The sequence below is a fragment of the Luteimonas colneyensis genome (assembly GCF_014836665.1).
In the GTDB taxonomy this organism is placed as follows: domain Bacteria; phylum Pseudomonadota; class Gammaproteobacteria; order Xanthomonadales; family Xanthomonadaceae; genus Luteimonas; species Luteimonas colneyensis.
This window is the reverse complement of record NZ_JACSQJ010000001.1, coordinates 436387-455406: the sequence shown is the minus strand read 5'-3', so window position 1 is coordinate 455406 and position 19020 is coordinate 436387. Positions and strand designations below refer to the sequence as shown.

The 19020-nt window shown below is 72.3% G+C and carries 17 protein-coding genes, 1 tRNA gene and 1 pseudogene; 16 read left to right on the top strand and 3 right to left on the bottom strand.

The genetic code is table 11. The features are described 5' to 3' along the window. Positions 1-81 precede the first annotated feature (81 nt). From H9645_RS01975 to H9645_RS01965, 3 genes are all read right to left on the bottom strand, one after another. A complete protein-coding gene (locus H9645_RS01975; RefSeq protein ID WP_191728048.1) occupies positions 82-1902 on the bottom strand; it encodes a DEAD/DEAH box helicase in 1821 nt (606 codons plus the stop codon). A 73-nt stretch (positions 1903-1975) separates the two neighbouring features. Continuing rightward, the gene (asd, locus tag H9645_RS01970) at positions 1976-2824 is read right to left on the bottom strand and encodes an archaetidylserine decarboxylase (protein ID WP_191728047.1); all 849 of its coding nucleotides are present in this window, start codon (positions 2822-2824) and stop codon (positions 1976-1978) included. Continuing rightward, on the bottom strand, positions 2821-3468 hold the full coding sequence (locus tag H9645_RS01965; protein WP_191728046.1) for an SCO family protein: 648 nt from the start codon (positions 3466-3468) through the stop codon (positions 2821-2823). The genes asd and H9645_RS01965 overlap by 4 nt, the downstream gene beginning before the upstream one ends. A gap of 108 nt (positions 3469-3576) precedes the next feature. Here H9645_RS01965 and prmB point away from each other — a divergent pair. The 16 genes and pseudogenes from prmB to H9645_RS01885 form a co-directional block, all read left to right on the top strand. Beyond that, a pseudogene (gene prmB, locus H9645_RS01960) lies at positions 3577-4491 on the top strand (50S ribosomal protein L3 N(5)-glutamine methyltransferase); the annotation flags it as partial. 115 nt (positions 4492-4606) lie between these two features. Further along, complete coding sequence (aroC, locus tag H9645_RS01955) at positions 4607-5716, top strand: chorismate synthase (RefSeq protein WP_191728044.1); 1110 nt, start codon at positions 4607-4609, stop codon at positions 5714-5716. Further along, entirely contained in the window at positions 5709-6704 is a 996-nt protein-coding gene (locus tag H9645_RS01950) for a 2-hydroxyacid dehydrogenase (protein ID WP_191728043.1), read from the top strand. The genes aroC and H9645_RS01950 overlap by 8 nt, the downstream gene beginning before the upstream one ends. Before the next feature lie 49 nt (positions 6705-6753). Further along, complete coding sequence (locus tag H9645_RS01945; protein WP_191728042.1) at positions 6754-7497, top strand: sulfurtransferase; 744 nt, start codon at positions 6754-6756, stop codon at positions 7495-7497. Positions 7498-7543: 46 nt separating this feature from the next. Next, complete coding sequence (locus H9645_RS01940) at positions 7544-8560, top strand: aspartate-semialdehyde dehydrogenase (protein ID WP_191728041.1); 1017 nt, start codon at positions 7544-7546, stop codon at positions 8558-8560. A gap of 85 nt (positions 8561-8645) precedes the next feature. Next, positions 8646-10559, top strand: a complete 1914-nt coding sequence (locus H9645_RS14115) for a type IV pilus assembly protein FimV (RefSeq protein WP_263598370.1) — start codon at positions 8646-8648, stop codon at positions 10557-10559. Between the two features lie 55 nt (positions 10560-10614). Beyond that, entirely contained in the window at positions 10615-11448 is an 834-nt protein-coding gene (truA, locus tag H9645_RS01930; protein WP_191728039.1) for a tRNA pseudouridine(38-40) synthase TruA, read from the top strand. A gap of 1 nt (position 11449) precedes the next feature. Continuing rightward, positions 11450-12136, top strand: a complete 687-nt coding sequence (locus H9645_RS01925; protein ID WP_191728038.1) for a phosphoribosylanthranilate isomerase — start codon at positions 11450-11452, stop codon at positions 12134-12136. After that, a complete protein-coding gene (gene trpB, locus H9645_RS01920; RefSeq protein ID WP_191728037.1) occupies positions 12133-13347 on the top strand; it encodes a tryptophan synthase subunit beta in 1215 nt (404 codons plus the stop codon). Before H9645_RS01925 ends, trpB begins: the two co-directional genes overlap by 4 nt. Next, positions 13344-14183, top strand: a complete 840-nt coding sequence (trpA, locus tag H9645_RS01915; protein WP_191728036.1) for a tryptophan synthase subunit alpha — start codon at positions 13344-13346, stop codon at positions 14181-14183. The genes trpB and trpA overlap by 4 nt, the downstream gene beginning before the upstream one ends. A gap of 44 nt (positions 14184-14227) precedes the next feature. Beyond that, positions 14228-15115, top strand: coding sequence for an acetyl-CoA carboxylase, carboxyltransferase subunit beta (gene accD, locus H9645_RS01910; RefSeq protein ID WP_191728035.1), 888 nt, complete (start codon positions 14228-14230; stop codon positions 15113-15115). Continuing rightward, positions 15112-16476, top strand: coding sequence for a phosphoglucosamine mutase (gene glmM, locus H9645_RS01905; protein WP_191728034.1), 1365 nt, complete (start codon positions 15112-15114; stop codon positions 16474-16476). The genes accD and glmM overlap by 4 nt, the downstream gene beginning before the upstream one ends. Before the next feature lie 103 nt (positions 16477-16579). Further along, positions 16580-17533 (top strand): isopenicillin N synthase family dioxygenase, encoded by a 954-nt coding sequence (locus H9645_RS01900; protein ID WP_191728033.1) that lies wholly within the window; start codon positions 16580-16582, stop codon positions 17531-17533. Positions 17534-17633: 100 nt separating this feature from the next. Continuing rightward, positions 17634-18377, top strand: coding sequence for a triose-phosphate isomerase (gene tpiA, locus H9645_RS01895; protein ID WP_191728032.1), 744 nt, complete (start codon positions 17634-17636; stop codon positions 18375-18377). A 25-nt stretch (positions 18378-18402) separates the two neighbouring features. Continuing rightward, positions 18403-18855: a preprotein translocase subunit SecG gene (secG, locus tag H9645_RS01890; protein ID WP_191728031.1), complete on the top strand. Its 453-nt coding sequence runs from the start codon at positions 18403-18405 to the stop codon at positions 18853-18855. A gap of 55 nt (positions 18856-18910) precedes the next feature. Next, a tRNA-Leu gene (locus H9645_RS01885) sits at positions 18911-18995 on the top strand. Positions 18996-19020: the final 25 nt, after the last annotated feature.

Sequence of the window (19020 nt, the reverse complement as noted above, 5' to 3'; positions counted from 1 at the left end):
ACCTGGGCGTGCGGTGATTCCGGGTCGCAGCTGTAGCTGCTCCTACAGGATTGCTTCAGCAGTTTCGTGAGGCCTGGCGAGTTACTCGGGACGCGGGCCCTTGCGGTGGGGCGTGCGCGGCGGGAAGGGCTTCCTGCCGAAGGTCTTCTTCGGGAACGGCTTGCGGCCCGGCATCTTGCCAGCCGTGTCAGGGGCTTCGCCGTCCAGCGTGATGCGCAGCTGCTGGCCCGCGCACCACACGCCCTTGAGGTGCGCCATCGTCTCCTGCGGCATGCCTTCGGGCAGGTCGATCAGGCTGTGGTCCTCGAAGATCTCGATGCGGCCGATGTGCTTCGCCTCGAGGTTGGCCTCGTTGGCGATGGCGCCGACGATGTTGCCCGGCTTCACGCCATGGTCGTAACCCACCTCGACGCGGAAGGTCTGCATGCCGGCCTGCGGCGGGCGCGCCACGCGCTCCTTCTTCGGGAACGCCGGGCGGTCGTCGCGGTCGCCGCGTTCGGCGCGTTCGTGGCGGGCGGGGCGCTCGCGGAAGCCGCGATCGTCGCCAAAGGCCGGGGCCGGCCTGGCTTCGCGCTTGGGCACTTCCATCAGCAGCGGCACGTCGCCGCGCGCCATCTTCGCCAGCGCGGCGGCGATCTCGACCGCCGGTACGTTGAACTCCTGCTCGTAGTCCTCGACCAGCGACTGGAACAGCGACAGCCCGCCGCCGGCCAGGGTGTCGGTGATCGACTGCTTGAACTTGCCGATGCGCGCGTCGTTGACGTTCTCCACCGTCGGCAGGTCCATCTGCTCGATCGGCTGGCGGGTGGCGCGCTCGATCGCGCGCAGCAGGTTGCGCTCGCGCGGCGCGATGAACAGGATCGCCTCGCCGCTGCGCCCGGCGCGGCCGGTGCGGCCGATGCGGTGGACGTAGCTCTCGGTGTCGTAAGGCACGTCGTAGTTCAGCACGTGGCTGATGCGGTCGACGTCCAGGCCGCGCGCGGCGACGTCGGTGGCCACCAGGATGTCGACCTTGCCCTCCTTGAGCTGGGCGATGGTGCGCTCGCGCTGGGCCTGGGCGATGTCGCCGTTGATCGCGGCGGCGGCGAACCCGCGCGCCTGCAGCTTCTCGGCCAGTTCCTCGGTCGCGATCTTGGTGCGCGTGAACACGATCATGCCGTCGAAGGGCTCGGCCTCGAGGATCCGGGTGACCGCATCGAGCTTGTTGGTGCCGCTGACCATCCAGTAGCGCTGGCGGATGTTGCGCGCGGTGCTGGTGGCGGACTTGATCGCCACCTCGACCGGATCCTTCAGGTAGGTCTGCGCGATGCGCCGGATCGGCGGCGGCATGGTGGCCGAGAACAGCGCCACCTGGCGGGTCTCGGGCGTGCGCGCCAGCACCGCCTCGACGTCGTCGATGAAGCCCATGCGCAGCATCTCGTCGGCTTCGTCGAGCACCAGCATGCGCAGCTCGGACAGGTCCAGCGAGCCCTTCTCGATGTGGTCGATCACGCGGCCCGGGGTGCCCACGATCACCTGCACGCCGCGGCGCAGGGCCTGCAACTGGGGGCCGTAGCCCTGGCCGCCGTAGATCGGCAGCACCTGGAAGCCGGGCATGAAGGCGGCGTACTTCTGGAAGGCCTCGGCGACCTGGATCGCCAGCTCGCGGGTGGGTGCCAGCACCAGCACCTGCGGCTTGCGCGCGGACGCGTCCAGGCGCGCCATCGCCGGCAGCGCGAAGGCGGCGGTCTTGCCGGTTCCGGTCTGGGCCTGGCCGAGCACGTCGCGGCCTTGCAGCAGCGGCGGGATGGTGGCGGCCTGGATCGGCGAGGGGGCTTCGTAGCCCACCGCGGCCAGGGCCTGCAGCAGCGGCTGGGGCAGGCCAAGGTCGGTGAACAGCGTGGCGGGGGCGTCGGAACTCATCTGCGGCCTCGATTCGGGGCCGGGACGGCCTTGCGGGGCTGCGGATTCTACGCTTCGCGGCGCCTGCGTGTCGTCAGCGCAGCCGCGTCGCCAGCCGCTCCCCGAGCCGGACCGGCGTTTCCGGCCCGAGTCCGGGGGCCAGGGCGGCCACGCCGGGGGGCAGCAGCACGATCACGGTGGAGCCGTAGTTGAACCGCGCCATCTCGGCGAAGCGCGCGAGTTCCACCGTGGCTCCGCCCAGGTAGTCCTTGCTGGTGACGCGGTCGCCGTAGGCGGGGATTTCCTCGCCGCTCCACACCGTTTCCACGCCCGAGACCAGCAGGGCACCCACCATCACCACCGCCATCGGGCCGAAATCGGTGGCGAAGTGGCAGACCAGGCGCTCGTTGCGCGCGAACAGGCGCGGCACCTGCGCCACCGCCGCAGGGCCGACGCTGAAGAGCCGGCCGGGCACGTGGACCGTGCGCAGCAGCCGGCCGTTCCAGGGCATGTGCACGCGGTGGTAGTCCTTCGGCGACAGGTAGACCGTCGCGAACAGGCCGCCGTCGTAGGGCGCGGCGGCGGCCTCGTCGGCGAGCAGCTCGGCGGCGGTGAACGAGCGGCCCTTGGCCTGGAAGATGCGGCCGTCCTCGATCGCGCCGCACTGGCTGATCCGGCCGTCGGCCGGCATCAGGATCGCGTCGGGATCCGCATCGGCCATCCGCGCGCCCGGACGCAGGGCGCGGGTGAAGAAGGCGTTGAACGTGGCGTAGGCGGCGGGATCGGACTGGGCCGCCTCGGACAGGTCCACGCCGAAGCGGCGCACCACGGTGTCGATCAGCCAGGCGCGCAGCCGGGGATGGTCGGAATAGGCCAGCCGGCGCGCGGCCGCCGACAGCATGCGGTGGGGCAGCGCATAGGTGAGCGTGGTGGCGAGGCTCACTGAAGGGTCTCCCCGGTCAGCGCGGCGAGGTCGGCCGCGATCGCGGCCGGCTCCAGCGGAGCCTGCACGACGCCGGCCATGCGGCCCTCCGGGTCGAGCACGGCGAGCGCGGCGGAATGATCGATGGTGTATGCATCCTCGGGCGCGCCGTCGGGGCCGGGGACCTTCATGAACACCAGCGACAGCGAGCGCGCGAAGGCTTCCAGCGCCGGGATGTCGGCAGTGGCGGCCAGCGTGTCGCGGTGGAAGAAGGCGGCGTATTCGCCGATGCGGTCCGGGCTGTCGCGCTCGGGGTCGACCGAGACGAACAGCACCCGCGGGCGCCGCGCCTCGGGCAGGACTTCCCATTCCTTCTGCGCACGCGACAGGTCGGCGAGCGTGGTCGGGCAGACGTCCGGGCAGTGGGTGAAGCCGAGGAACACCAGGGTCCAGTGGCCGTGCAGTTCGCCGGGCACCAGCTGGGTGCCGTCGGACTGCTGCAGCGCGAAGGGCGGCAGTTCGCGTGCCTGCGGGAACAGGCGCACCGTCTGCAGTTCGGGACGGGGCGGCGCATCGTTGCGGCCGAACCAGCGCTGCGAAGCCACCAGGCCAAGGCCGGCGGCGAGGGCGATCACGAGCACGATCAGGATGCTGCGGTTGAACATGGTGCCTCGTGGCGTCCGGGGGCGGGCCATCATAGCGGCCCGCGCGGGGCGGGGCATGGCTTCCCTATATACTGCGTGGCCCCGGCGGAAAGCGCCGCGAAGCGCGCCATGACGACCCATCAGCTCCAGACCATCATCGACCTGATCCGCTACGGCGCCAGCCGGTTCAACGCGGCGGGCCTGACCTTCGGCCACAGCTACGACAACGCCCTGGACGAAGCCACGCAGCTCACCCTGCACGCGCTGCACCTGCCGCACGACCTCAGTCCGGTCTACGGCCAGGCGCGCGTGACCGAGGCCGAGAAGGAGGACGTGCTCGGCCTCTTCATCCGCCGCATCGAGGAGCGCATCCCGGCGGCGTACCTGTGCGGCGAGGCCTGGTTCGCCGGGCTCAGCTTCAAGAGCGACCCGCGTGCGCTGGTGCCGCGCTCGCCGATCGCCGAGCTGATCGAGTCGGGCTTCGAGCCGTGGCTGGCCGGGCGCGAGGTGCGCCGCGCGCTGGACCTGTGCACCGGCTCGGGCTGCATCGCGATCGCGATGGCGCACTGGAACCCGGACTGGCACGTCGACGGCGTCGACCTGAGCGACGACGCCCTGGCACTTGCGCGCGAGAACGAGCGCCGCCTGGACGTGCACAACACCCGCTTCCTGCGCTCGGACCTGTTTTCGGCGCTGCAGGGCGAGCACTACGACCTGATCGTCACCAACCCGCCCTACGTCACCAACGACGAGACCGACGCGCTGCCGCGCGAGTACTCCTACGAGCCGGAGATGGGGCTGCGCGCCGGCGACGACGGCCTGGACCTGGTGCTGGAGATCCTGCGCGACGCGCCGCTGCACCTGTCCGAGGACGGCCTGCTGATCTGCGAGGTCGGCGAGGCCGAGCGCGCGCTGTCGCGCCTGCTGCCGGAGCTGCCACTGATGTGGATCGAGTTCAAGGTCGGGCAGATGGGTGTATTCGTGGTCGAGCGCCACGACCTGGTCACGCACAACGCCCGCATCGCCGCGCTGGCCGCCGAGCGCGGCCGCGGGGCCCCGGCCGCGGTGCCGGCACCGGCACGGCGTCCGCAGGCCGGCGACCCGGACAGCCTGTTCTGATGCGCGCGCCCGCGGTCCAGGCGTCGCGCGGGGCGCGGGCGTGAACACCTTCGGGCAGCTGCTGCGCGTCACCACCTTCGGCGAGTCCCACGGGCCGGCGATCGGCTGCGTAGTCGACGGCTGCCCGCCGGGCATCGCGCTGGCACCGGGGGACTTCGCGCACGACCTCGAACGCCGGGCGACCGGCCGCAGCCGCCACACCTCCGCCCGGCGCGAGGAGGATGCGGTCGAGATCCTCTCCGGCGTCTACGAAGGCGTGACCACCGGGACCCCGATCGCGCTGCTGGTCCGCAACACCGATGCCCGCAGCAGGGACTACACGGCCATCGCCTCGCAGTTCCGCCCCGGCCACGCCGACTACGCCTACTGGCAGAAGTACGGCGTCCGCGATCCGCGCGGCGGCGGCCGCAGCTCGGCGCGCGAGACCACGATGCGGGTCGCGGCGGGCGTGATCGCGAAGAAGTGGCTGGCCGGGCGCCATGGCGTGCGCGTGCGCGGGCATCTCGCGCAGATCGGCGACGTGGTGCCGCGCGCGCACGACTGGGCGGCGGTCGAAGACAATCCGTTCTTCTGGCCGGATACCGCGCAGGTGCCCGAGCTCGAGGCGTACATGGACGCCCTGCGCAAGTCAGGCGATTCGGTCGGCGCGCGGGTCAACGTGGTCGCCGACGGCGTGCCGCCGGGCTGGGGCGAGCCGGTCTACGGCAAGCTCGACGCCGGCATCGCCGCGGCGATGATGTCGATCAACGCGGTCAAGGGCGTCGAGATCGGCGACGGCTTCGCCAGCGTCGCGCAGAAAGGCAGCGCGCACCGCGACGTGATGACGCCTGAAGGCTTCCTGTCCAACCATGCCGGCGGCGTGCTCGGCGGCATCAGCAGCGGCCAGCAGGTGGTGTGCTCGGTGGCCTTCAAGCCGACCTCGAGCCTGCGCCTGCCCGTGGAAGGCCTCGACGTCGACGGCCGGGTCGTGGACATCGTCACCACCGGCCGCCACGACCCCTGCGTCGGCATCCGCGCCACGCCGATCTGCGAGGCGATGCTGGCGCTGGAGCTGATGGACCAGGCGCTGCGGCATCGCGCGCAGTGTGGCGACGTGGGCGGGGTCGCGCCGCGGATCCCGGCGTCGGCCCGCGGCCGGGACGATGGCTGAGCCGCGTCCGCGGGTCTGGGTGTCGCAGCCGCTGTACGCGGACATCGAGGCGCGGCTGGACGAGTGGTTCGAGGTCACCCGCACGCCACGGATTACCGACCATGCGCCGGACGCCATCGCCGCCGCGCTGGCCGATGCCGACGGCGCCCTGGTCACGCTGAACGATCGCATCGGGGCAGCGGAGGTCGCGGGAGCGAAGCGCCTGTGCGCCGTCGCCAACGTCGGCGTCGGCTACAACAACCTCGATGTCGACGCGCTGGCCGCGCGCGGCATCGTCGCCACCAACACGCCGGGCGTGCTCACCGAGACCACGGCCGACTTCGGCTTCGCACTGATGATGGCCGCCGCGCGCCGCATCACCGAAGCCGAGCACTGGCTGCGCGCCGGGCGCTGGCAGGGCTGGGGCTTCCACCAGCTGCTCGGCGCGGAGATCCACGGCAGCACCCTGGGCATCCTCGGCATGGGCCGGATCGGGCAGGGCATCGCCCGCCGCGCACGCGGCTTCGGCATGCGCGTGCTGTACCACAACCGCAATCGCCTTCCGGAGGCGGTCGAGCGCGACTGCGCGGCCGCCTGGCTCGAGCGCGAGGCGCTGTTCGCCGAAGCCGACCACCTGGTGCTGGTGCTGCCGTACACGCCTGCCAACCACCACATCGTCGACGCCGCGGCGCTGGCGCGCATGAAGCCGACCGCCACCCTGACCAGCATCGCCCGCGGCGGCCTCATCGACGAAGACGCGCTGGCCGACGCCCTGCAGGCCGGACGCCTGGCCGCGGCCGGCCTGGACGTGTTCGAAGGCGAGCCCGCGGTGAACCCGCGGCTGCTCGCCTGTCGCAACGTCGTGCTGACGCCGCACATCGCCAGTGCCAGCCTGCCGACGCGCAGGGCGATGGTGTCGCTGGCGGTGGACAACCTGGTGGCGGCGATGGGGTTCGGGCCGGATGCGGGGCGGCCGCCCAGCCTGGTGACGCCGCCGACCGCGACCTGAGCCGGCAGGCCGCGTCGGACTGCTGGCCACTGTTCCGTAGAATGCCGTGATGCACACCAGCATCGCCGCCTACCACTTCGTCGCCATCGACGATCCCGCTGCCGTCGCATCGAACCTGCGCGCCCTTGCGGAGCAGCAGGGCCTGCTCGGCACCGTCCTGGTCGCCGGCGAGGGCATCAACCTGTTCCTGGCCGGCGAGGGCGGCGCCATCGACGCCTTCCTCGCCGCGCTGCGTGCCGACCCGCGTTTCGCCTCGCTGCAGGTCAAGCGCAGCCACAGCCACACGCCGCCCTTCGCGCGCCTGAAGGTCAAGGTCAAGCCGGAGATCATCAGCTTCCGCCGGGAAGGCGCGTCGCCGCTCGACGGCCGCGCGCCGGCGGTGGCGCCGGCGGACCTGGCGCGCTGGATCGGGCAGGGCCACGACGACGACGGTCGCCGCCTGGTGCTGCTCGACACCCGCAACCGCGAGGAGATCGGCCACGGCAGCTTCGCGGGCGCGCTGACCCTGCCGATCGACCGGTTCACGGACCTGCCGGCGGCGCTGGAGCCGCACCGCGAAGCGCTGGCCGATGCCACCGTGGTCGGCTTCTGCACCGGCGGCATCCGCTGCGAGAAGGCGGTGAACTGGATGCGCGACGCGGGCTACGGCCAGGCGCTGCAGCTGGAGGGCGGGATCCTGGGCTATTTCGAGGCCGTGGGCGGCTTCGGCTACGAAGGCCGGTGCTTCGTCTTCGACGAACGCGTGGCACTGGATCCGGGCCTGCGTGCCGCGGCGGACGCCGACGCGCGATAATGGCCAGCTGCGCGGCGAGGCCGCGCGACCAGTCAACGGAGTCACTATGGGCAGGCAGTACAGGGTGGCCGTGGTCGGTGCGACCGGCGCGGTGGGCGAGACCATGCTTTCGATCCTGGCCGAGCGCGGCTTCCCGGTCGGGGAGCTGGTGGCGCTGGCCAGCGCGTCGTCCGCGGGCTCGACGGTCGGGTTCGGCGACGAGGACGTGGTCGTGCGCGACCTGGCGGAGTTCGATCCGGCGGGCGTGGACATCGCGCTGTTCTCCGCCGGCGGCGCGGTCTCGAAGGAGTACGCGCCGAAGTTCGCCGCCGCCGGGGCGGTGGTGATCGACAACTCCTCGGCCTTCCGCATGGACGCCGACGTGCCGCTGGTGGTCGCCGAGGTCAATCCCGAGGCCGCGAAGCAGCGCCCGCGCGGCATCATCGCCAACCCCAACTGCTCGACCATGCAGATGCTGGTCGCGCTGGCGCCCATCCACCGCGACGTGGGCATCGAGCGCATCAACGTCGCCACCTACCAGTCGGTGTCGGGCGCCGGGCGCTCGGCGCTCGAGGAGCTGGGCCGGCAGACCGCCTCGCTGCTGGGATTCCAGGGCGCGGAGCCGGTGCGCTTCCCGGTGCAGATCGCCTTCAACCTGATCCCGCACATCGACGACTTCATGGACAACGGCTTCACCCGCGAGGAGATGAAGCTGGTGTGGGAGACCCGGAAGATCCTCGGCGACGAGTCGATCCAGGTGAACCCGACCGCGGTGCGCGTGCCGGTGTTCTACGGACACGCCGAGGCGGTGCACGTCGAGACCCGCGGGAAGATCACCGCCGCGCGTGCGCGCGAGCTGCTGGAGGCGGCGCCGGGCGTGGAGGTGGTGGACGAGCGGGCGGCGGGCGGCTATCCGACGCCGGTCACGCATGCCTCGGGCAGCGATGCGGTGTACGTGGGCCGGATCCGCGAGGACATTTCGCATCCGCGCGGCCTCGACCTCTGGATCGTGGCCGACAACATCCGCAAGGGCGCGGCCTTGAATGCGGTGCAGGTCGCGGAACTGGTCGCGGGCGAGGCGTGATGCACGGCGCGCGTTGCCATCCAAGGTGCGGGGCCGCTAGAGTCCCATCGATATGACGGGGGAACGAGTGGCCACGACACCGCGTTTGAAGCGAGCGTTCCTCCGGGCGGCCCTCTGCGGACTCGCGCTGGTGCTGTTCGCGGGCCAGGCGCTGGCGCTGGGCCTGGGCCGGATCGAGGTCAAGTCGCGCGCGGGCCAGCCGCTGCTGGCCGAGATCCAGGTGGTGTCCAGCGATCCCGCCGAACTCGACCAGCTGCGCGCGCGCCTGGCGTCGCCAGAGACCTTCCGCCGCATCGGCCTCGAGGCCCCGGACGCCGTGGTGTCGGGCCTCGAGTTCACGGTGGCGCTGGACGCCCGCGGCAACCCGGTGATCCGCGTCACCTCGCGCGAGCCGGTGACCCAGCCGACGCTGACCTTCCTGGTCGAGGTCGACTGGGGGCAGGGCCGGCTGGTGCGCGAGTACTCGGCGCTGGTCGACGCGCCGCAGACCGTGTCCGCGCCGGCGCAGCCCGCGATCCAGGCGCCGGTCGCGGCGTCGTCGAACACGATCGTGCGCGAGCCGGCGGCCGCCGCGGTGGGCGAGGCGGGCGACGCGCCTGCCGGAGCCGACGCCACGGCCGAAGAGGCGCAGCCGGCGGCGGAGGAGGCGGAGGAGGCCGCGCCGGTGACGGCCGAGGCGACGCCTGCGCCGGTCGCCGCACCCGCACCCGCACCGGCCAGCGTCCCCGCACCTGCTCCCGCCGCCGCTCCGATGGCGTCCGGCGAATACGGACCGGTCAAGGAAGGCGAAACCCTGGGCGAAATCGCCGCGGCGCTGGCCGGCGACGGCATCAGCCGCGAGCAGGCGATCGTGGCCCTGTTCCGGGCCAATCCGCAGGCCTTCATCGCCGACAACCTGAACCTGATGCGCCGGGGCGCGGTGCTGCGCATCCCGGACCGGGGCGATATCGCGGCCCTGGACCAGCGCGAGGCGCGCGCGCTGATGCGCGAACAGATCGCCGCCTGGCGCGACATGACGCGGCCGGCGCCGCAGCCGGACGCCGCGGTGGCCGACGCGGCCGCGCCGGTGGGCGAGGGCACGGGGCAAGGCCAGGCGACGGACGGGGCAGCGGCAGCGGATCCGGCGCGCCGGACCTCGGATGCGCGCCTGGAAATCGTGCCGCCGTCGGCCGGCGACGGCCGCCAGGCAGGCATTCGATCCGGCATCCAGGCCGGTGGCGAGGGTGAGATGCTTCGACAGGAACTGCAGCAGGAGCTGCACCAGAACCAGGAAACCCTGGCCGCGCGCGACGCCGAAGTCGCCGAGCTCAAGGCCCGGGTGGCCGACCTCGAGCGCCTGCAGGCGCAGCAGGCGCAGCTGATCACGATGAAGGACAGCGAGCTGGCGGCGGTCCAGGAGCGACTGGCCAATGCGCCGGCGTCCACGGGCGAGGCCGAGGCTGACGCGGCGGTGGCGGATGCGGGCGGCCTGCCCTGGGCCTGGATCGGGCTCGGCCTGCTGGTCGCGGTGCTTGGCGCCTGGCTGCTGATGCGACGCGCCCCGAAGGCGGCGGCGCGTCCCCGCTTCGACACGGCCACCCTGGCCGCGGCCGCGCCCAGGCGCGTCGACGCCGCCGTGAAGCCGGAAGCGCCGGCGGCCGCGCCGGCGACTCCGACCTGGCATGCGGCCGACGCCGCCCCCATGGAGGTGCCGCGCGAGACCGCTCCGGTCCCCGCTACTCCCTCGGCGGGCGCCGTGGCCGAGGCGGAGTCCGCGGCCGTGCACCACGACGCGCCCGGCGACACTGCGCCCAACACGGACGACGCGGCGGCTGCCGACGCCGCCTTGATCGCGTCGCTCAATCCGGCGCCCGGCGGCAGCGAGCGCATCGAGCTGGCCCGCGCCTACCTCGACCTCGGTGACACCGAGACCGCCCGCGACCTGCTGCGCGAAGTGGCCGAAGCGGGGAATCCAGCCGCCCGCGCCGAAGCCTCGCGCCTGCTGGACGGCATCGCCTGACGGCCGCGCCGTCGCCGCGGACGCCCGCGGCGCGGCCGGTCCGTGGACGCACGCCATGCGCTACGCCCTGGGCATCGAATACGACGGCGGCGGCTTCCTCGGCTGGCAGCGGCTGACGCCGCACGGCGTCGAAAGCGTCGACACGCTGCAGGCGGCGCTGGAAGGCGCCCTGTCGAAGGTCGCCGACGCACCCGTCGCCACCACCTGCGCCGGCCGCACGGATGCCGGCGTGCATGCGCGCTGCAACGTGGTGCATTTCGACAGCGAGGCGGGGCGCAGTCCGCGCAACTGGGTGATGGGCACGACTTCGCTGCTGCCGCCGGCGATGTCGGTGCGCTGGTGCCGCGAGGTCGGCGACGACTTCAGCGCGCGCTTCTCGGCGCGCGCCCGGCGCTACCGCTACAGCATCCTCAACCGCCCGGTGCGGCCGGCCCTGGGCCGCCAGTACCTGGCCTGGACCCGCAAGCCGCTGGACGCCGGGGCGATGCACCGGGCCGCGCAGGCCCTGGTGGGCGAGCTGGACTTCTCCTCGTTCCGCACCGTGCACTGCCAGGCGCCGCACGCCCGCCGCGACCTGCAGGCGATCCGGGTCACGCGCGAGGACGAAGTGGTGGTGGTCGAGGTGCAGGCCAACGCGTTCCTGCATCATATGGTCCGCAACATCGTCGGCTCCCTGCTCGAGGTCGGCGACGGCTCGCGGCCGGAGCCCTGGATCGGCGAGGTCCTGGAGGCCCGTGACCGGCGCTGCGCGGGGCCGACGGCACCTCCCGGCGGCCTGGTGTTCCTGGGCCCGCTGTATCCGGCCGCCTGCGGCCTTCCAGACGAAGTCACGCTGGACGCCCCGTGCGCCGGCGGGGCTTCGGTTCCCTCACACGTTCCGGCCTCCTGACATGCCACGCAGCCTGTTCCGTACCCGCATCAAGTTCTGCGGCCTCACCCGCGCGGGCGACGTCCGCCTGGCCAGCGAGCTCGGCGTCGATGCCGTGGGCTTCGTCTTCGCACATGGCAGCCCGCGCCGCATCCACGCCGCCGAGGCGCGCGCGCTGCGCGAGGCGCTGGCACCGCTCGTCGATGCGGTGGCGGTGTTCCGCGACAACAGCGCCGAAGAGGTGCGCGAAGTGGTCCGGCAGGTGAAGCCGAGCCTGCTCCAGTTCCACGGCGACGAGGACGATGCCTTCTGCCGCCGCTTCGACCTGCCGTACATGAAGGCGGTGGCGATGGGAGCCGGCGCCCCGGCGAGCGGCCCGGCGCTGCTGGCCGCGTTCCCGGGCGCCGCGGCCTTCCTGTTCGACAGCCACGGCGGCGGCCATGACGGCGGCAGCGGCCGCTGCTTCGACTGGAGCGCCCTGCCCGCGGGCCTGGGCCGGCCCTTCCTGCTGTCGGGGGGGCTGACGCCGGACAATGCCCACGACGCCGTCGCCACGGTCCTGCCCTGGGGCGTGGACGTGAGCAGCGGCATCGAGACCGCGCCCGGCCTGAAGGACGGCGAGCGCATGCGCGCCTTCGTTTCCGAGGTGCGGCGGGCCGACTGCCGACCCGACGACGACGCCACGAGCCCGGAAGGAGGGGCCCGATGAACGACATTCCCGACGATTTCCATGCATTCCCCGACGCGCGCGGACATTTTGGCCGCCACGGCGGCCGCTTCGTGGCCGAAACCCTGGCCGGGCCGCTGCAGGAGCTGGCCGCCGCCTACGACGCCGCGCGCAATGATCCCGACTTCGTCGCCGCCTTCGAGGCCGATCTCGCCGACTATGTCGGCCGGCCGAGCCCGATCTACGAAGCGGTCGGCCTGAGCCGCCACGTCGGCGGCGCGCGCATCCTGCTCAAGCGCGAGGACCTGAACCACACCGGCGCGCACAAGATCAACAACACCATCGGCCAGGCGCTGCTCGCCAGCCGCATGGGCAAGACCCGCATCATCGCCGAGACCGGCGCCGGCCAGCATGGCGTGGCCAGCGCCACGGTGGCCGCGCGCCTGGGCCTGGAGTGCGTGGTCTACATGGGCGCGACCGACATCGAACGGCAGAAGATCAACGTCTACCGGATGAAGCTGCTCGGCGCGACCGTGGTGCCGGTGACCAGCGGCTCGACCACGCTCAAGGACGCGCTCAACGAGGCCATGCGCGACTGGGTGACCAACGTCCGCGACACCTTCTACATCATCGGCACGGTGGCGGGTCCAGATCCCTATCCGCGCATGGTGCGGGACTTCAACGCGGTGGTCGGCAAGGAGGCGCGGGCGCAGATGCTGAAGCGTCACGGGCGCCTGCCGGACGTGGTCACGGCCTGCGTGGGTGGCGGCAGCAACGCCATCGGCATCTTCCACGCCTTCCTCAACGATCCCGGCGTGCGCCTGGTGGGCGCCGAGGCGGCGGGTGAGGGGATCGCCAGCGGCCACCACGCCGCGTCGATCTCGGCCGGGCGCGTCGGCGTGCTGCACGGCAACCGCACCTACGTGCTGTGCGACGACGACGGCCAGGTGATCGAGACGCACTCGGTGTCGGCCGGCCTGGACTATCCGGGCGTCGGCCCGGAGCACGCCTTCCTTGCCGACACCGGGCGTGCGCAGTACGTCGGCGTGACCGACGACGAGGCGCTGGAGGCCTTTCACCTGCTGGCGCGCACCGAGGGCATCCTCGCGGCGCTGGAGTCCAGCCACGCGGTCGCCCAGGCGATCAAGCTGGCACGCGAGCTGCCCAGGGACGCACTGGTGCTGTGCAACCTGTCCGGGCGCGGCGACAAGGACGTGCACACCATCGCCGCGCGCGAAGGAGTTGAGGTATGAGCGCCGCCGATGTCGCGCCGCGCATCGCGCGCCGCTTCGCCGACCTTCGCGCCGCCGGGCGCAAGGCCCTGGTGCCCTTCATCACTGCCGGCGACCCCGGCCTCGAGGACACGGTCCCGGTGATGCACGCCATGGTCGAAGCCGGCGCCGACGCCATCGAGCTCGGGGTGCCGTTCTCCGATCCGATGGCCGATGGCCCGACCATCCAGCGCAGCTCCGAGCGCGCGATCGCGCGCGGCGCCGGCATGGCCTGGGTGTTGGAGCGGGTGCGCGAGTTCCGCACGCGCGACGACAACACGCCGGTGACCCTGATGGGCTACCTGAACCCGGTCGAGATCCGGGGCGCCGCGGCCTTCGCGGCCGCCGCGGCCGATGCCGGGGTCGATGGCGTGTTGCTGGTCGACCTGCCGCCGGAGGAGGCCGCGGAGTTCCGCGAGGCCTTCGCCGCGCAGGGCATCGCGCTGGTGCTGCTGGCTTCGCCGACCACCGACGCCGCGCGCATCGACATGCTGTGCGGGCTCGCCCAGGGCTACCTGTACTACGTCAGCATGGCCGGCGTGACCGGCGACTCCGCACGCCTGGACACCTCCTCCGCCGCCGTGCACCTGCGCGCCATCCGCGCGCGCAGCCCGGTGCCGGTGGTGGTCGGCTTCGGCATCCAGGACGCCGCCAGCGCCGCGGCCATGGCGGTGGATGCCGACGGCGTGGTCGTCGGGAGCGCCCTGGTCAAGGCCATGGAGGCCGCCGGGAGCGGCCGGGCCGCCGCCGCCGCCGTGGCCTTCCTCTCGCCCCTGCGGCAGGCGCTGGACGCCGGTGCCGGCGGGGCGGTGGGCTAAACTCCCCGGGTTCGCGGCCCCGTCCGCAGAGGATCAAGCAACGCATGTCCTGGCTGAAGAAACTCATGCCCGCCCGCATCCGCACCGAGGGCAGCCCCGCACGCAAGCGCAGCGTCCCCGAAGGCCTGTGGGAGAAGTGCGACAGCTGCGGGGCGGTGCTCTACCGTCCCGAGCTCGAGGAAAACCTCGAGGTCTGTCCCAAGTGTGCCCACCACATGCCGATCCGCGCCCGTGCGCGGCTGGCCGCTTTCCTCGACGCCGGCACCGGCAGCGAGATCGGCGCCCGGCTGGGTCCGACCGACGTGCTGCGCTTCCGCGACCAGAAGAAGTACTCCGACCGCATCCGGGCGGCGCAGAAGGCCACTGGCGAGCGCGACGCGCTGGTCGCGATGGAGGGGCGCCTGAAGGGCAGCCCGATCGTCGCGTCCGCCTTCGACTTCGCCTACATGGGCGGCTCGATGGGCTCGGTGGTGGGCGAACGCTTCACGCTCGGCGCCGAGCGCGCGCTCGAGATCGGTTCGCCGTTCGTGAACTTCTCCGCCAGCGGCGGCGCACGCATGCAGGAAAGCCTGTTCTCGCTGATGCAGATGGCCAAGACCTCGGCCGCGCTCGGGCGCCTGCGCGCCGCGGGCCTGCCCTACATCTCGGTGATGACGCATCCGACCACCGGCGGCGTCTCGGCCTCGTTCGCCATGCTGGGCGACATCAACCTCGCCGAACCCAGGGCCCTGATCGGCTTCGCCGGCCCGCGCGTGATCGAGCAGACCGTGCGCGAGACGCTGCCCGAAGGCTTCCAGCGCTCGGAGTTCCTGGTCGAGCACGGCGCCATCGACCAGATCTGCGACCGCCGCGAGATGCGCGAGCGCATCGCCAGCCTGCTGTCCATGCTGATGCGCCAGCCCGCGCCGCCGGCCGACGAGGCCGCGGCATGAGCGCCGGCAAGCGGCGCTGGTTCGGCACCGACGGCATCCGCGGGCGGGTGGGCGAGGGCCCGATCTCGGCCGACTTCATGCTGCGCCTGGGCAATGCCTACGGCCACGCGTTGACCGCGCAGGTCAAGAGCGGCGGCGAGTGGCGCAAGCCGATGGTCATCATCGGCAAGGACACCCGGATCTCGAACTACATGTTCGAGGCGGCGCTCGAGGCCGGCCTGGTCGCCGCCGGCGTCGACGTGCAGCTGATGGGGCCGATGCCGACCCCGGCCGTCGCCCACCTGACGCATTCGATGCGCGCCGACGGCGGCATCGTGATCTCGGCCTCGCACAACCCGCACCACGACAACGGCATCAAGTTCTTCTCCGCCGAGGGCGAGAAGCTCGACGATGCCACCGAACTCGCGATCGAGGCCGCGCTGGAGCAGCCGTTCTCGACCGTCGCCTCCGATCGCCTCGGCAAGGCAGTGCGCACGCGCGACGCCATCGGCCGCTACGTCGAGGCCTGCAAGAACTCGGTGCCGCGTAGCTTCGACCTGGGCGGCATGCGCATCGTGGTCGACTGCGCGCACGGCGCCACCTACCAGATCGGGCCGATGGTGCTGCGCGAGCTGGGCGCGCGGGTCGACGCGATCGGCGTCGACCCCAACGGCACCAACATCAACGACGGCGTCGGTTCGACGCACCCGGAGGGGCTGTCGGCGCGCGTGCGCGAGGCCGGCGCCGACCTCGGCATCGCCTTCGACGGCGATGGCGACCGGGTGCTGTTCGTCGACGGCGACGGCGTGGTGCGCGACGGCGACGACCTGGTCTACCTGCTGGCCTGCGACTGGCAGGAGAGCGGGCGGCTGCGCGGCCCGGTGGCCGGCACGCTGATGACCAACTTCTCGCTCGAGCAGGCGCTGCAGAAGCGCGGCATCGGCTTCATGCGCACGAAGGTGGGCGACCGCTACGTGCACCAGGCGCTGGTCGAGCACGGCGGCATCCTCGGCGGCGAGGCCTCGGGCCACCTGCTGTGCCTGGACCGCGCCACCACCGGCGACGGCATCGTCAGCGCCCTGCAGGTGCTGGAGGTGCTGCACCGGCGCGGCCTGTCGCTGGCCGAGGCGCTGCGGGACCTGCGCAAGGTGCCGCAGCGTACGGTCAACGTGCGCGTGGCCAATGGCGCGAAGCCGGCGGACGCCGCGAGCGTGCAGGCGGCGCTGGCCGAGGCGCAGCGCGCCGTCGAAGGACGGGGCAGGGCGTTCCTGCGCCCCTCGGGCACCGAGCCCGTGGTGCGCGTGACCGTCGAGGCCGACGACGAGGCGCTGGTGGCGTCCACGCTGGAGATGCTGGCTGCCGCGGTCCAGGCCGCCGCCTGAGCGCGGGGCAGAGGGCGGCGGCCGCCGGGCAGCGGACGTGCGGCGGGCGGTATCATGGCCGCCCTGCGCCCCCGCCCGGGGGCGAACCGTCCCCGAGTGAGCCATGGCCCCGCGCATCCCGACCCTCGACATCCGTCGTTTCACCCATCCCGCCAGTCCCGCCGACCGCGAGGCCTTCGTGGCCGACCTGGGCGCGGCCTACCGCGAGTGGGGCTTCGCCGGCATCCGCAACCACGGCATCCCGCAGCCGCTGATCGACGACGCCTACGCCGCGTTCAAGGCCTTCTTCGCGCTGCCGGAGGCGACCAAGAGGCAGTACCACGTGCCCGGCGGCGGCGGTGCGCGCGGCTACACGCCGTTTGGCGTCGAGACCGCCAAGGATTCGAAGCACTTCGACCTGAAGGAGTTCTGGCACATCGGGCGCGAGATCCCGGACGACTCGAAGTACCGCGACGTGATGCCGCCCAACCAGTGGCCCGCCGAAGTGCCGGAGTTCCGCGAGAAGGGCTACGCCCTCTACCAGGCGCTGGACGACCTGGGTTCGCAGGTGCTGCGCGCGCTCGCCCTGCACATCGGGCTGCCCGAGAATTACTTCGCCGACAAGACCGATGTCGGCAACTCGATCCTGCGCCCGATCCACTACCCGCCGATCACCGCCGACGACATCCCGAACGTGCGCGCCGGCGCCCACGGCGACATCAACCTGATCACGCTGCTGGTGGGCGCGAGCTCGGCGGGACTCGAGGTGCAGTCGCACGAGGGCGAATGGGTGCCCTTCACCTCGGACGCGGACACGATCGTGGTCAACATCGGCGACATGCTGCAGCGCCTGACCAACCACGTGTATCCGTCGACCATCCATCGCGTGGTGAATCCCCCGGGCGATCTCGCGCGCCAGCCGCGCTATTCCGTGCCGTTCTTCCTGCATCCCAACCCGGACTTCCTGATCGACGTGCTGCCCTCGTGCATCACGCCGGACAATCCCAGCCGCTATCCGGAGCCGATCACCGCGCAGGGCTATCTCGAAGAGCGCCTGCGCGAGATCAAGCTGGCCTGACGATCAACGTGCGTCGTGATGGCCGTGCCGTGGCGCGGCCATGACGGAATGCGCGCGAACGCCTAGAATCCCCGCTCCCGCCACATCCGAGGTCCATGGAATGCGCACCCGCATCGTCGCCGGCAACTGGAAGCTCAATGGCAGCCGTGGTTTCGCCGCGCAGCTGCTGCCGGGGATCGCGCCGGCCACGGGGGTCGAGGTGGTGGTGCTGCCGCCGGCGACCCTGCTGGCGGGCCTGGTGGAGGCGCACGGCGGACGCGGCATTGGCTTTGGTGGCCAGGACCTCAGCGAACATGCCGAGGGCGCCTACACCGGCGAGGTCTCGGCCGCGATGCTCGCCGACGCCGGCGCGCGCTTCGCCCTGGTCGGCCATTCCGAGCGTCGCCAGTACCACGGCGAGGACAGCGACCTGGTCGCGCGCAAGTTCGCCGCCGCGCTGGCCGCCGGCCTGCGTCCGATCCTGTGCGTGGGCGAATCGAAGGACGAGCGCGAGGGCGGCACCACCGAGGCCGTGATCGCCTCGCAGCTGCGCCCGGTGCTGGATCTGGTGGGCGCCGAGGGCTTCGCCGATGCCGTGGTGGCCTACGAGCCGGTCTGGGCGATCGGGACCGGCCTGACCGCCAGCCCGCAGCAGGCGCAGGATGTCCATGCATTCATCCGTAGCGAGGTGGCCGCCAGGGATGCTAAGATTGGAAATTCGCTGCCGATCCTTTACGGCGGCAGCGTGAAGCCCGCCAACGCCGCCGAGCTGTTCACCCAGCACGATGTCGATGGAGGCCTCATCGGCGGAGCTTCGCTGGTGGCCGCGGACTTCATGGCCATCGTGGCCGCGGCGGTCCGCTGACCGCCGGGCACAAGAGAACTGGAACATGCTGCAGCTCATCCTCAACATCGTCTTCGTGCTCGTCGCCATCTCGATGATCGCGCTGATCCTGATGCAGCGCGGCGCGGGCGCCCAGGCCGGTTCCGGCTTCGGTGGCGGCGCCTCGGCCACCGTGTTCGGCGCCCGTGGCGCGTCCAGCTTCCTGACCAAGTCCACCAAGTGGCTTGCGGTCGTCTTCTTCGCGCTGACCCTGTTCATGGCCTGGCAGGCCACGCAGATGGCGCGCCAGTCCGGTCCGGCCGCGGTCGATCTGGGCGTGATGTCCGAAGTCCCGGCGGCCCCCGCGGCCCCGGCAGCCGACAGCGCGGTGCCGTCGGCGCCCGCGGCCGCGCCGGTCGTCCCCGACGCCACGGTTCCCGCCGTGCCGGAGGACCAGCCGCCCGCCGAATCGCCCCCCGCGCAGGGGGAAACGGGGCAGGAAGTCCCGCAGGGCGGCTGATAGCGATTACAATATCGCGCTCCCGCAGCCATGCGGGAAGGAAGTAGCAAGATTTGCCCAGGTGGCGGAATTGGTAGACGCACTACCTTGAGGTGGTAGCGGCTTAGGTCGTGGGGGTTCGAGTCCCCCCTTGGGCACCATACAAAGCGTCGGGGGGGGCGGGCG

What these genes read in the sequence shown, in the direction of transcription:
- H9645_RS01975 (WP_191728048.1), bottom strand. Translation starts at nt 1,902, where the DNA reads ATGAGTTCCGACGCCCCCGCCACGCTGTTCACCGACCTTGGCCTGCCC.
- H9645_RS01965 (WP_191728046.1), bottom strand. Translation starts at nt 3,468, where the DNA reads ATGTTCAACCGCAGCATCCTGATCGTGCTCGTGATCGCCCTCGCCGCC.
- H9645_RS01950 (WP_191728043.1), top strand. Translation starts at nt 5,709, where the DNA reads ATGGCTGAGCCGCGTCCGCGGGTCTGGGTGTCGCAGCCGCTGTACGCG.
- H9645_RS01945 (WP_191728042.1), top strand. Translation starts at nt 6,754, where the DNA reads ATGCACACCAGCATCGCCGCCTACCACTTCGTCGCCATCGACGATCCC.
- H9645_RS01940 (WP_191728041.1), top strand. Translation starts at nt 7,544, where the DNA reads ATGGGCAGGCAGTACAGGGTGGCCGTGGTCGGTGCGACCGGCGCGGTG.
- truA (WP_191728039.1), top strand. Translation starts at nt 10,615, where the DNA reads ATGCGCTACGCCCTGGGCATCGAATACGACGGCGGCGGCTTCCTCGGC.
- H9645_RS01925 (WP_191728038.1), top strand. Translation starts at nt 11,450, where the DNA reads ATGCCACGCAGCCTGTTCCGTACCCGCATCAAGTTCTGCGGCCTCACC.
- trpB (WP_191728037.1), top strand. Translation starts at nt 12,133, where the DNA reads ATGAACGACATTCCCGACGATTTCCATGCATTCCCCGACGCGCGCGGA.
- trpA (WP_191728036.1), top strand. Translation starts at nt 13,344, where the DNA reads ATGAGCGCCGCCGATGTCGCGCCGCGCATCGCGCGCCGCTTCGCCGAC.
- accD (WP_191728035.1), top strand. Translation starts at nt 14,228, where the DNA reads ATGTCCTGGCTGAAGAAACTCATGCCCGCCCGCATCCGCACCGAGGGC.
- glmM (WP_191728034.1), top strand. Translation starts at nt 15,112, where the DNA reads ATGAGCGCCGGCAAGCGGCGCTGGTTCGGCACCGACGGCATCCGCGGG.
- H9645_RS01900 (WP_191728033.1), top strand. Translation starts at nt 16,580, where the DNA reads ATGGCCCCGCGCATCCCGACCCTCGACATCCGTCGTTTCACCCATCCC.
- tpiA (WP_191728032.1), top strand. Translation starts at nt 17,634, where the DNA reads ATGCGCACCCGCATCGTCGCCGGCAACTGGAAGCTCAATGGCAGCCGT.
- secG (WP_191728031.1), top strand. Translation starts at nt 18,403, where the DNA reads ATGCTGCAGCTCATCCTCAACATCGTCTTCGTGCTCGTCGCCATCTCG.